The 12,966-nt window shown below is 62.4% G+C and carries 10 protein-coding genes; 8 read left to right on the top strand and 2 right to left on the bottom strand.

Annotation, left to right across the window (positions count from 1 at the left end):
- The 4 genes from J5M57_RS22075 to J5M57_RS22060 all read left to right on the top strand — a co-directional run.
- Positions 1-3,168: DUF2339 domain-containing protein (locus J5M57_RS22075; protein ID WP_207871998.1), on the top strand; the 3,168-nt coding region annotated here is incomplete at its 5' end.
- Positions 3,165-4,529 (top strand): DUF3999 domain-containing protein, encoded by a 1,365-nt coding sequence (locus tag J5M57_RS22070; protein ID WP_169842625.1) that lies wholly within the window; start codon positions 3,165-3,167, stop codon positions 4,527-4,529. The genes J5M57_RS22075 and J5M57_RS22070, both read left to right, overlap by 4 nt.
- Before the next feature lie 338 nt (positions 4,530-4,867).
- Positions 4,868-5,878 (top strand): class 1 fructose-bisphosphatase, encoded by a 1,011-nt coding sequence (locus J5M57_RS22065; protein WP_064585553.1) that lies wholly within the window; start codon positions 4,868-4,870, stop codon positions 5,876-5,878.
- Positions 5,879-5,881: 3 nt separating this feature from the next.
- On the top strand, positions 5,882-6,484 hold the full coding sequence (locus J5M57_RS22060; protein ID WP_207849201.1) for a DUF924 family protein: 603 nt from the start codon (positions 5,882-5,884) through the stop codon (positions 6,482-6,484).
- A 107-nt stretch (positions 6,485-6,591) separates the two neighbouring features.
- On the opposite strand, the gene J5M57_RS22055 is transcribed toward J5M57_RS22060, so the two are convergent.
- On the bottom strand, positions 6,592-8,484 hold the full coding sequence (locus tag J5M57_RS22055; protein WP_207849200.1) for a methyl-accepting chemotaxis protein: 1,893 nt from the start codon (positions 8,482-8,484) through the stop codon (positions 6,592-6,594).
- Between the two features lie 282 nt (positions 8,485-8,766).
- On the opposite strand from J5M57_RS22055, the gene J5M57_RS22050 reads away from it, so the two are divergent.
- The gene (locus J5M57_RS22050; protein WP_007961748.1) at positions 8,767-9,021 is read left to right on the top strand and encodes a hypothetical protein; all 255 of its coding nucleotides are present in this window, start codon (positions 8,767-8,769) and stop codon (positions 9,019-9,021) included.
- A gap of 31 nt (positions 9,022-9,052) precedes the next feature.
- Positions 9,053-9,622, top strand: a complete 570-nt coding sequence (locus tag J5M57_RS22045; protein ID WP_169842622.1) for a lipocalin family protein — start codon at positions 9,053-9,055, stop codon at positions 9,620-9,622.
- 90 nt (positions 9,623-9,712) lie between these two features.
- Here the strand turns inward: J5M57_RS22045 and J5M57_RS22040 are convergent, their stop codons facing one another.
- Complete coding sequence (locus J5M57_RS22040; RefSeq protein ID WP_207849199.1) at positions 9,713-11,077, bottom strand: formimidoylglutamate deiminase; 1,365 nt, start codon at positions 11,075-11,077, stop codon at positions 9,713-9,715.
- A 187-nt stretch (positions 11,078-11,264) separates the two neighbouring features.
- On the opposite strand from J5M57_RS22040, the gene hutC reads away from it, so the two are divergent.
- The gene (gene hutC, locus J5M57_RS22035; protein WP_232519483.1) at positions 11,265-11,933 is read left to right on the top strand and encodes a histidine utilization repressor; all 669 of its coding nucleotides are present in this window, start codon (positions 11,265-11,267) and stop codon (positions 11,931-11,933) included.
- Entirely contained in the window at positions 11,930-12,502 is a 573-nt protein-coding gene (locus tag J5M57_RS22030; RefSeq protein WP_207849198.1) for a HutD family protein, read from the top strand. Before hutC ends, J5M57_RS22030 begins: the two co-directional genes overlap by 4 nt.
- The last annotated feature ends 464 nt before the right edge of the window (positions 12,503-12,966 follow it).

Below are 12,966 nucleotides of genomic sequence, written 5' to 3'. Positions count from 1 at the left end.
GCCCCCGCACCCCTCGCCGAACCCCGTGGCCCCAACCTCATCGAGCGCGGCATCAGCGCTGCGCGCAACTGGCTGTTCGGCGGCAACACCGTGCTGCGGGTCGGCGTGGTGCTGTTGTTCTTCGGCCTGGCCTTCCTGTTGCGCTACGCCACCGAAGGCATGGTGGTGCCGATCGAACTGCGTTACGCCGGGGTCGCAGCGGCGGCGTTGGCTCTGTTGGCGCTGGGCTGGTGGCTGCGTCGGCGCAACAGCAGTTATGCGCTGATTTTGCAGGGCACCGGAATTGCGGTCCTCTACCTGACGGTGTTTGCGGCGATGCGCCTGCACCCGTTGCTCGACCCGTCCGCCGCGTTGGGCCTGTTGGTGGCCGTGACGGTGTTTTCGGCGATTCTCGCCATTACTCAAGATGCGCTGGGCCTGGCTGCCGCTGCGGCATTGGGCGGTTTCGCCGCGCCGATCCTGACCTCGACCGGGGAGGGCAACCATGTTGCGCTGTTCAGCTATTTCGCACTGCTCAACGCCGGCATTCTTGCCATTGCCTGGTTCAAGGCCTGGCGCCTGCTCAACCTGATCGGTTTCGTCGGTACCTTCGGTATCGGTTTCGCCTGGGGGCTGCGTTCGTATGCGCCTGAGTTGCTGTGGAGCACCGAGCCGTTCCTGATCCTGTTTTTCCTGATGTACCTGGCCATCGGCCTGCTGTTCGCCCGGCGCAAGTTGCTTGATATGCCCGATGCGCCGGCGGACGGCGACCGCGAGGCGCTGCTGCACTGGTCGGCCCGCAAGGGCGACTACGTCGACGGCACGATGCTGTTCGGGCCGCCGATCGTGGGCTTCGGTCTGCAGTTTGCGCTGGTGCAGCACCTGGAGTTCGCGGCCGCGTTCAGTGCGCTGGTGCTGGGCGTGATCTACATGGGGCTGGCCCGGGTATTGATGGGCGGCCGTGCCTTGTTGTTGGGCGAAACCTGTCTGGCGTTGGGGGTGATTTTTGCCAGCCTGGCGATCCCGCTCGGCCTCGATGCGCGCTGGACCTCGGCGGCGTGGGCGGTGGAGGGCGCGGGGATTTTCTGGCTCGGCTTGCGTCAGCAGCGGCCGTTCGCCCGAGCGTTTGCCCTGCTGCTGCAACTGGGTTCGGCGCTGGCCTTCCTCAGTCAGTTGCGGGTCGGCGAAAGCAGCCTGCTCGACGGCGCACCGTTGGGCGCATTGATGCTCGGCATCGCGCTGCTGTTCAGTTTCTACCAGTTGCGCAAGGCCGCGCCGGAACAGGCTGCGCCGTGGGAGCGCCAAGGCCTTCCGGTGCTGGCGGCCCTGGGTCTGAGCTTCCTGTACCTGCTGGCGCCGCTGTTGTTCTTTGTTCAAGCCACGGCGATCAGTTGGGCGCTGGCCGGGCTGGCAACGTTGTTCGTTGGCCTGCGCCTGCAATCGCGCACGTTCCTGTTCACCGCGTTTGCCGTGCAGTTGCTCGGTGGTGCGTTGTTCCTGTTGCGCCTGCAAGGTGCGGGTGAGGGTTCGGCGGCGGTGTTCAGCGCTGGCTGGAGCGGTTTGCTCAGCGCATCCCTGATCGGTCTGGCATTGATCGCCGGCATGCTGCTGGCGGCGCGTGACGAGATGGTGCGCGGTGATGTGCGTCTGCTGCGCGGCTTGTCGGTGGTGCTGTTGGCGGGGTTGGTGCTGATCAATCTGGCGGTGCTGTTCGTGTTGCCATGGCAAACCGCGAGCGCGGTGTGGGCAGCCAGCGGATTGCTGATCATCTGGCTGAGCCTGTACCTCAAGCAGCGCGTGAGTTTTGTCTTCGGTCTGTTGTTGCAGTTGATCGGCGGCGCGGCGTTTTTGCTGGTCGGTCCCGAGTTACTCGGACCGCTGTCCAGCGAAGGTCTGCGACCGCTGGCCCATGGCGGCTTCTGGACGCCACTGGTGTTGGGGCTGGCGGCCATGATCGGGGCCTGGCGCCTGCAACTGGGCAATCACCCTTCGGCATTCGATGCGCTGAGTTTGCAGCGCCTGTCTGAAGTGCTGCTGGTGTGGGGCGCCGGCTGGTGGGCGCTGGCGTGGGTCAGCGAGGTGTCACGTTTTGCGCTGTGGAATCTGGAGGCGACGCTGTTGCTGCTGGTCGCCGCGCTGAGCGTGGCGTTGTGGACAGTGTTGTCGCTGCGTCTGAAATGGCCGGCGCTAGGCTTGCTCTGCACCTTGCTGATTCCGGCCGCGGGGCTGGTGCTGCTGGCGGCGTGGCATGCGCGTTATCACCCGGCGGCAAGCTTCGGCTGGCTGGCGTGGGCGCTGGTGTTCGCCGTGCATTTCTTCAGCTTGCGGCGTCTGGCGCCGATGCTGCCGGCGCGGGCCCTGAGCACCGCGCATGTGCTCGGCTGCTGGCTGCTGCTCGGCGTGCTGGCGCTGGAGTTGCGTTACGGCCTGCTGCTGTTGTCCGAGCAATACAACGCCTGGCGCTGGCTGGGTTGGGCGATCCTGCCGAGCCTGTATCTGTTGCTGGCGGCGGCTCCGCGCAACTGGCCGTGGCCGGTGGCAGCGTTCCCCCGCGAATATCGTTTGTACGCGGCGGCGCCCCTGGCGGTGCTGATGCTGGCGTGGTTCTGGCTGGCCAATGGCGTCAGCGATGGCAACGCCGAACCGCTGCCGTACGTGCCGCTGCTCAACCCGCTGGAGTTGGGCCTGCTGTTCGCGCTGTTCGGGGTGTACGTGTGGTCGCGCCATGCGGTGACGCAGTTTGCGCTGCGCAAGGATTACGCCGAGTACGCCACGCAACTGGTTGCCGGGGTGTCGCTATTCGCGTTCTGCACCGCGCTGGTGACCCGCGCCGCGCACCATTGGGCGGGAATCCCGTTCGAGCTGGATCTGCTGCTCGAATCGATGCTGGTGCAGGCCGGGTTGTCCATCGTCTGGACCCTGATGGCGCTGGGCCTGATGATCGGCGGGCATCTGCGTCACCGGCGCGAGGTGTGGCTGATCGGCGCGGCGCTGATTGCGCTGGTGGTGGCGAAACTGGTTTTTGTCGAATTGAGCAACCGTGGCGGACTGGCGCGGATCGTCTCGTTTATCGGCGTCGGCGTGTTGCTGCTGGTGGTGGGCTATTTTGCTCCGCTGCCGCCCAAGCGCGTCGAAGCCGAACCGGCGGCGGACAAACCCGTGCCGGACATTGAAGGAGTTTCATCTTGAGTCGCATGCTGAATCTGGGGTGGTTGGCGTTGGGCGTGGTGATGGCTGCCGGCGCCCAGGAAAAACCGGCGGACTTCGCCACGCAGGTGCCGCTGGCGGTCAGTGGCAACGGCCCCTGGTATCGCCTCGAATTGCCGTTGAGCGCGCAATTGCAGGCACGCCAGACCGATCTCAGCGACCTGCGCGTATTCAACGCCGCCGGCGAACCGCAAGCCTACGCCCTGGCCCGGGAATCGGCGCAGACCCGCGATGACGGTCAGTTGCATGACGTGAAGTGGTTCCCGCTGTACAACGCCGCCGACGCCAACGAGCGTGCGCCCAACGTGCGCGTGCAATCGACCACCACCGGCACGCTGGTGGAGGTGCAGCCGTCCACTCAACTGGAGGCCGGCGAAGAAGTGCTGCGTGGCTGGCTGCTCGACGCCAGTGCGATCAAGGCACCGTTGCAGCAGCTGACTCTCGACTGGACCAGCGAACGCGACGGCTTTCAGCGCTTCAGCATTGAGGCCAGCGACGACTTGCAGCACTGGCAGGCGTGGGGCGAGGGGCAGGTGGCGCGGCTGACCTTTTCCGATGAGCGCATCGAACAGCATGAAGTGACGTTACCCGGGCAATCCGCACGCTATGTGCGCTTGCTATGGGAATCGCCGAATTCGGCACCGACGCTGACTTCGGCGCAACTGAAAAGCAGCGACCCGCGCAACGTGCCGCTGCCGTTGGTCTGGTCGCCAGCGTTGGCGGGCAGCAGCGCCAAGGCGGGCGAGTACACCTGGCAGTTGCCGATGGGGCTGAACGTCGAGCGGGTGCAGGTGGAACTCAAGCAACCGAACAGCCTGGCCCCGGTGACGCTGGCCGGCCGGCGCGAGAGCAGCCTGCCGTGGCAGACACTGAGCAACGGCTTGCTGTACCGCCTGACCCAGAATGGTCAGGACGTGGTGCAGAACGAATTGCAGCTGTATGGGCAGCCTGTGCAGCAACTGAAACTGACGGTGGACGAACGCGGCGGCGGACTTGGCGAGCAGGCACCGAGCCTGAAATACGCAGTGCGGGCGACCCAGGTGATTTTCCTTGCCCGTGGTGACGGGCCTTACAGTCTGGCGCTGGGCAATTCGACGGTGAAAACCGCGAACCTGCCACTGAGCACGCTGATTCCGGATTTCAAACCGGAGAAACTCGCGACGCTGGGCCAGGCGAAGGTGCAGGGAGAAGCGGTTGCGACGCAGACCTCGCCGGCAACCACCGCAGCGGTGGCTGAGACCAATTGGAAGAAGATCGGTCTGTGGGCGGTGTTGCTGGTGAGCGTGGTGTTCCTCGGGGCGATGGCGGCGAGTCTGCTGCGCAAGCCACCGACCAACTCCTGAGCATGGCTGGCGCTGCGCGCCATTCGCGAGCAAGCCAGCTCCCACAGTGATCTCGGTCGTTCATCTGGTTCGTGTACACCCAAGAACCTGTGGGAGCTGGCTTGCCAGCGATGACGGCCGATCAAACAACAAAAATCCTCAAACTGTCGCGATCACCCTGCACCACCCGTCCCGAACCGGACTACGCTAAACCCGCTACCTGAACTCTCCATCGACAATCACGTCTCATGCAGGCAAATACACCCCAACGCACGTTACCGGGCGTCTTCGCTCGCTACGTTTTCAGACTCCCTGTAAACTGCGCGGGTTTTTAGCCCCCCATTCCACCGGAGCCGTCCATGTCCCGCGTTACCCTGAGTCGCTATTTGATTGAGCAGACCCGCAGCAATAACACTCCTGCCGATCTGCGTTTCCTGATCGAAGTGGTGGCGCGTGCTTGCAAAGAGATCAGCCACGCCGTGTCCAAAGGCGCCCTGGGTGGTGTTCTGGGCAGCATGGGCACTGAAAACGTCCAAGGCGAAGTGCAGAAGAAGCTCGACGTGCTGTCGAACGAGATCCTGCTCGAAGCCAACGAATGGGGCGGTCACCTGGCCGGCATGGCGTCCGAAGAAATGGACAATGCCTACCAGATCCCGGGCAAATACCCGAAAGGCGCGTACCTGCTGGTGTTCGATCCACTGGACGGTTCGTCGAACATCGACATCAACGCCCCGGTCGGCACCATCTTCTCGGTACTGCGTTGCCCGAACGAATACCTGAGCCAGAACGAGCCACTGAACGAAAAAGCCTTCCTGCAGCCAGGCACCCAGCAAGTGGCCGCCGGTTACGCGATCTACGGCCCACAAACCATGCTGGTGCTGACCTTGGGCGACGGCGTCAAAGGCTTCACCCTGGACCGCGAAATGGGCAGCTTCGTCCTGACTCACGAAGACATCACCATTCCTGAAACCACCCAGGAATTCGCGATCAACATGTCCAACCAGCGCCACTGGGAAGCCCCGGTACAACGCTACGTCAGCGAACTGCTGGCCGGCGAAGAAGGTCCGCTGAAGAAGAACTACAACATGCGCTGGGTTGCCGCGATGGTCGCCGACGTGCACCGCATCCTGACCCGTGGTGGTCTGTTCATGTACCCACGTGACAGCCGCGAGCCGTCGAAGCCGGGCAAACTGCGTCTGATGTACGAAGCCAACCCGATGTCGTTCCTGGTGGAACAGGCCGGCGGCGCGTCCACCGACGGCCACCAGCGCATCCTCGACATCAAGCCAGAAGGCCTGCACCAGCGTGTAGCGGTGTTCCTCGGCTCGAAAGAAGAAGTGGCGCGCGCCACGGCATACCACAAGGAATAAACCATGCACGCGCCCTGGCAGCCGTTGCTCGATTGGTGGTTCGGACACGCCGAATCACCGGACGAAATCTCGGCTGACAAGGGCAAGTTGTGGTTCGGCAAGCGTGACAGCCAAGACCTCGAAGCGCGTGAGCGTTTCGGGGTCTTTGTCGATCAGGCCCTCGCGGGCGGATTGACCGAGTGGACGCAATGTCCCGAAGGTTGGCTGGCGGTGGTGCTGTTGCTCGATCAGCTACCGCGAATGATCTATCGCGATACTCCCAAGGCATTTTCCGGTGATCTGCGTGCACAAAAACTCGTCGCGCAAGGCATCGCTGCGGACTTTGATCGGCAACTGAAGCCGATCCAGCGCGTATTCATCTACCTCGTCTTCGAACACTGCGAAAACCTCGCGGTGCAGAACGAAGCGGTTTCGCGCTTTATCGAACTGGTGGCTGAGCAGCCGCAAGCGCAGCGTGCGGTGTTTGCCGACAATCTGGACTATGCCGAGCGGCATCAGAAAGTGATTGCACGGTTTGGACGGTTTCCGCATCGCAATGCGGTGTTGGGGCGGGAGTCTACGGCGGAGGAATTGGCGTTTTTGTCTGAGCCGGGTTCACGGTTCTAAATCTTCATCGCGACTCAATCCCTCTTCGCGAGCAGGCTCGCTCCCACAGTTGAAATGCATTCCAATGTGGGAGCGAGCCTGCTCGCGAAGGGGCCAGTGGCAGCGCTTTAAATGCGGAAGCTGCCGACCAATTGCTTGAGACGCGACGCCTGCTGCTCAAGGTCGGAGCACGCCCGCAACGTCGCCTGCAAGTTCTCCACACCTTCCTGGTTCAGCGTGTTGATCTCGTTGATGTCGACGTTGATCGACTCGACCACGGCGGTCTGCTCCTCGGTCGCGGTGGCCACCGACTGGTTCATGCCGTCGATCTCGCCAATGCGCTGGGTCACGCTGCCCAGGCGTTCGCCCGCCTGGTTGGCGATGCCGACGCTGCTTTCGCTCTCGCGTTGGCTCTCGGTCATGATGCTCACCGCCTGACGCGCGCCGACTTGCAGTTCTTCGATCATCTTCTGCACTTGCTGCGCCGAGTCCTGAGTGCGGTGCGCGAGGTTGCGCACCTCGTCAGCAACCACGGCGAAACCACGCCCGGCCTCACCGGCGCGGGCTGCTTCGATGGCGGCGTTGAGCGCCAGCAGGTTGGTCTGTTGCGAGATACTGGTGATCACCTCCAGAATCTGCCCGATGTTCACCGTGTTGCTGTTCAGGGTTTCGATGTTGCCGCAGGAGTCGCTGATCTTTGCCGACAGTTGCTGCATGGCGTGGATGGTTTTATCCACAACCTGCTGACCATCGACCGCCAGGCTGCGCGCATCGCTGGAGTGCTGCGAGGCGAGGGCGGCGTTCTGCGCGATTTCCTGAGCGGCGGCGCCGAGTTGGTTAATCGCGGCGGCCACGCTGTTGGTGCGGCTGGCTTGCTGGTCGGAGTTGTACATCGACGAGTTCGACGCTGCGACCACGCGCAGGGCGACTTCGTTGACCTGACCGGTGGCCGAGGACACTTCGCGGATCGAGGTATGAATACGCTCGACGAAGCGGTTGAACGACAGGCCCAGCGCACCGAATTCGTCGTGGCCGTGAATCACCAGACGCTTGGTCAGGTCGCCTTCACCTTCGGCGATGTCGTGCATCGCACGGCCCATGGTCAGCAGCGGCTGCATCAGTACGCGGATCAGCATGCCCAGCAGGGCGATGATGATCACAACGGCAATCACCATGGCGATCAGCGCCGAGGTGCGGAACTCGCTGAGCATCGAGAACGCGGTGTCCTTGTCCAGCACCAGCGCCACATACCAGTCGGCCGATGGCACGCCGTTGACGCGGGTGAACGAGATCAGTTGGGTCTTGCCGTCGAACTCGACTTCTTTCAGGCCCGGGCTGACTTTCGGTGCGCCGTTCGGGTAGGCCTCGGCGAGCGTCTTGAGCACCAGTTTGCTGTCCGGGTGGATCAGGATTTTGCCATCGGCGCTGACGATGAACGCATGGCCGTGGCCACCAAAGTTGAGCGAGTTGATGATCGCGCTGACGCTGGTCAGGTCGATGTCCGCACCGGCCACACCGATCATCTGGCCCTGACGCTGCACCGGAGTGGCGACGGTGATCACCAGTTTGCCCGACGAGGCGGCGATGTACGGCTCGGTGACGATGGTCTGCTGGGCGCTGGTGGCCGCCTTGTACCAGCCACGGGCGCGCGGATCGTAGTCCGGCGCACGATTGCCGGCGGGTACGGAGAACATCACGCCGTCAGCGCCACCGAAGTAGCTGAGCTGGAAATTGCCGGTGTAGGCGGGCAGGTCGATGATGCGTTTCAGGCTGGCGGGGGCGCTGCCGTCGGCGGCGACTTGCTGCGACAGCGATTGCAGCAACTGGATGCGGCTTTCCAGCCAGGTCTGGATGTTGCTGGTGGTGAGGCTGCCCAGCTCCTGCATCGAGGCCTCGGTGCTGCTGCTCAGGGCTTCGCGTTGTCGATAGTCGTTGAAGAAAATGAAACAGGCGAACGCAACGGCCACCACGAGGGCGGCAGCCAACAAGATCTTGTGGCTGAATTTCATGTTTCTGGTCATCGAATGAACTACCGCGAAGGGGCTGGTCGAGAAAGGGCGGCAATTTGCCACACTCGGAGGCTTTGCGCTGCTCTTATTTCGACCGCGGCGCGCCAAAGATTAGGCGGTTTTGAGGAAATGCGACGAAATGCTCAATAGCCGCAAAAAGTCGCTGATTTGCCGGTAAATGCCAGACGAGCGGAGCAATAAATAGCCACCCGCGTGGGGAACCAGAAAGGGGTTTTCTCTTCTAAGCTTCTGGTTGGCGCCATGCCACCCCCCTTCCGCTCCAGGAGTTACTTCATGTCGCTGCGATCTATCGCCCTTCTGACTTTTTGCGTGCTGCTGGCCGCGTGCAGCAAGGTCAATCAGGAAAACTATTCCAAGCTTTCGGCCGGCATGGCCAAGGCCGAAGTGGAGACGCTGCTCGGCAAACCCACTGACTGCTCGGGCGCGCTCGGCATGTCCAGTTGCACCTGGGGCGACCAGAAAAGCTTTATCAGCGTGCAGTACGCCGGTGACAAAGTGTTGATGTTTTCCGGCCAAGGCCTGAAGTAATCCGGGGCTACGCGCCCACGGGAGAAAAATAATGAAGCGGTTATTGTTTGTTCTTTTTGCCGGCCTGGTACTGGCCGGCTGCGCCACGCACGGTGAAGATCCGCTGGCGCCCAAGACAGTCCACAGCGTCAACCTCAAGCGTTACCAGGGCACCTGGTACGAACTGGCGCGATTGCCGATGTACTTCCAGCGCAATTGCGCGCAGTCCGAAGCCCATTACGCGCTCAGGCCTGACGGCAACGTCGATGTGCTCAATCGCTGCCTGACTGCCGACTGGCAGTGGGAAGAGGCCAAGGGCCAGGCTTATCCACAGGTGCCGGGCAAGACCGACAAACTGTGGGTCGAATTCGATACCTGGTTCTCACGGCTGATTCCGGGTGTGGCGAAAGGTGAATACTGGGTGCTGTACGTCAGCGATGACTACAAGACCGCCATTGTCGGCGACCCGAGCCGCAAATACCTCTGGCTGCTGTCCCGCACGCCGACCGTCAACGGTGTGGTGCGTGAGGAGCTGCTGAGCAAGGCGCGGCAGCAGGGTTATGACACCACGCGACTGATCTGGCGCGCGACCGATCGGCAGATGGCCAAAACTTCGAATTAAGAGCGAAAAGATCGCAGCCTTCGGCAGCCCCTACTGGAACCATCTCATTTCCATGTAGGCGCTGCCGCAGGCTGCGATCTTTTGCTTTTCTTAGCCTAAAAGTTCGCGCAGAACCTGGGTGAACGCGCGAGCACTGTCTTCTTCGCCAGCATGCCGCCCGTCACGCACCACCCACTGGCCGTTGACCAGCACATCGCGCACCTGGCGATCGCCGCCGGCGAACAACCAGCGATTCAGGATCCCGTCACCTTGGGCCGTGGCCAGATACGGATCATTGCCATCCAGCACGATCCAGTCCGCACGCTTGCCAACCTTCAGTGCGCCAATCGGTTGCCCCAGCGCCTGGGCGCCGCCCTCCAGCGCGGCGTCATACAGGGTGCGCCCGACCATCGGCTGATCCGCGCCATACAAGCGGTTGCGGCGTTGATCGCGCAGGCGCTGGCCGTATTCCAGCCAACGCAGTTCTTCGACCACGCTGAGCGAGACATGGCTGTCCGAACCGATGCCCATGCGCCCGCCCTGGGCGAGGAAATCCACCGCCGGGAAGATCCCGTCGCCGAGGTTGGCTTCCGTGGTCAGGCACAGGCCGGCAATGGCGCGACTCTTGGCCATCAGCGTGACTTCTTCCAGGTTGGCGTGGGTCGCGTGGACCAGGCACCAGCGCTGATCGACCTCGGTGTTTTCGTAGAGCCATTGCAACGGACGGCGACCGCTCCAGCTCAGGCAGTCATCGACTTCCTTCTGCTGTTCGGCGATGTGAATGTGCACCGGGCACTGTTTGTCGCTGGCCGCCAGCACTTCGCTGATCTGCTGCGGGGTGACCGCGCGTAACGAGTGGAAGCACAACCCCAGCGATTGTGCCTTTTGCTGCGCCAGCAGTGGCTGCAGGCGCGACTGCAGATTCAGGTAGTTTTCGGTGCTGTTGATGAAGCGGCGCTGGCCGTCGTTCGGCGTCTGCCCGCCAAAACCTGCGTGGCTGTAGAGCACCGGCAGCAGGGTCAGGCCGATGCCACTTTCACTCGCGGCCTGGCTGATGCGTAGCGCCAGTTCAGCCGGGTCGGCGTAAGGCTGGCCGTTATTGTCGTGATGCACGTAATGGAATTCGGCGACCGAGGTATAACCGGCCTTGAGCATCTCAATGTACAGCTGACGGGCGATGACGCCGAGTTGCTCCGGGCTGATTTTTCCGACCAGCCGATACATCAGGTCGCGCCAGGTCCAGAAACTGTCATTGGGATTGCCGGCCACTTCGGCCAGGCCGGCCATCGCGCGCTGGAAAGCGTGGGAGTGCAGATTGGGCATGCCCGGCAACAGCGGACCGCTCAGCCGTTCGGCGCCATCTGCGGTGGAATCGGCCAGGATTTGGGTCAACACGCCTTCGGCGCTGACCTCAAGACGTACATTGTTGGCCCATCCGTTAGGCAGCAGCGCGCGTTCGGCAAAGAAGGCGGACATGGTTCAGCACCCCATCGTGTGTTATTTGTATATACATATACAGACGTTTGCCTGCCCGGTAAACTCCGGCAAGCTAGTCACTTTCATCAATGAACAGGGATCAACCGTGCCGACTCCGCCTCCAGTCTCCCCGTTGGCCGCGAACCTGGGCGACAGTCCGGCGCCCTTGTACGCCCGCGTCAAACAGATGATCACCCAGCAGATCGACAGCGGTAACTGGCCGCCGCACTACCGCGTGCCGTCGGAAAGCGAGCTGGTCAACCAGCTCGGCTTCAGTCGCATGACCATCAACCGCGCGCTGCGCGAGATGACTGCCGACGGCCTGCTGGTGCGCATGCAAGGCGTCGGCACGTTCGTCGCCGAACCGAAGAGCCAGTCTGCGCTGTTCGAAGTGCACAACATCGCCGACGAAATCGCCTCCCGTGGCCATCGCCACACCTGCCAGGTGATCACCCTAGAAGAAGAGGCCGCCGGTTCCGAGCGCGCACTGGCGCTGGACATGCGCGAAGGGCAGAAGGTCTTCCATTCGCTGATCGTGCATTACGAAAACGACATTCCGGTGCAAATCGAAGACCGTTTCGTCAACGCGCTGGTCGCTCCGGAATACCTCAAGCAGGACTTCACCCTGCAAACCCCTTACGCCTATCTCAACCAGGTGGCGCCGCTGACCGAGGGCGAGCACGTGGTCGAAGCGATCCTCGCCGAGCCGTCCGAGTGCAAGTTGCTGCAGATCGAAAAAGGCGAGCCGTGCCTGTTGATCCGCCGCCGCACGTGGTCGGGGCGCCAGCCGGTGACGGCGGCGCGCCTGATCCACCCAGGTTCCCGTCATCGTCTGGAAGGACGCTTTCATAAATGAGCAGTGAAGTGAAAGTTTTACGCGCCGAGGGTTACCCGCGCATGCCGTGGAAAAACGGCGGCGGCAGCACTGAAGAAATCACCCGCGACGCCGGCGCAGGCCTTGAGGGTTTCGGCTGGCGCCTGTCGATTGCCGACATTGCCGAGTCGGGCGGTTTTTCGACCTTTATCGGTTACCAGCGAGTCATCACGGTGTTGCAGGGCGATGGCATGACCCTGTGTGTCGACGGCGATGACACACGCCCGCTGTTACCGCTCGACCCGTTCGCTTTCAGTGGTGAGAGCCAGGTGTCGTGCACGCTGCTCGGCGGCGCCATTCGCGACTTCAACCTGATCTACGCACCGCAGCGCTACAGCGCACGACTGCAGTGGCTGGACGGTGAGCAGCGGTTTTTCAGCTCGGCATCGACGGTGCTGGTGTTCAGTGTCAGTGAGTTGCTCGAAGTAACGGTCGGTGAAAAGACCGCGCAGCTTGGACGGCATGATTGCCTGCAACTGGACGGTAACACCGGGCTGGTTGAGGTCGCGGTCAATGGCGGTTGCTGCGTGATCGAACTGACCGCACGCTGATCCCTGTATTCTGCAAATCCCCTGTGGCGAGGGAGCTTGCTCCCGCTGGAGGCCGAAGGACTCCCCATTCCGGTCAACACCGATTTTGGGCCGCTTCGCAGCCCAGCGGGAGCAAGCTCCCTCGCCACAATTGCATTCACAAGCTCTGTTTCCCTTCACGCACCAACTTGTTACCGAACGCCCCAGCGTGGCGCAAAACCCCGCCTTCGTAACAGCCGTCCATTCCCCCCGAACACATCCGCGAAAATTTTCATCAGCGCCGAAAGCCTTGTTTCAGGCGCTCTGTAGCCCTGTCCGCGATTTTTCCTGAACGCCCCTCCAGCAAGTTGGCCGCTTGATTGCATATGCTTGTATGTACAAGTAAAGACGTATGCGTATAAGTCCGCAGCGTCCACTGATTCGCTTGTCGCGCATTGAGGCGCGCAGGCTGCTTGCCCACTGCCAGGGTTGGTTTGAATTGATCG

It is taken from the genome of Pseudomonas sp. 86_A (assembly GCF_017491705.1).
Classification (GTDB): domain Bacteria; phylum Pseudomonadota; class Gammaproteobacteria; order Pseudomonadales; family Pseudomonadaceae; genus Aquipseudomonas; species Aquipseudomonas koreensis.
Note: the sequence above shows the minus strand (reverse complement) of the source record. Positions and strands in the feature narration are given on the sequence as shown.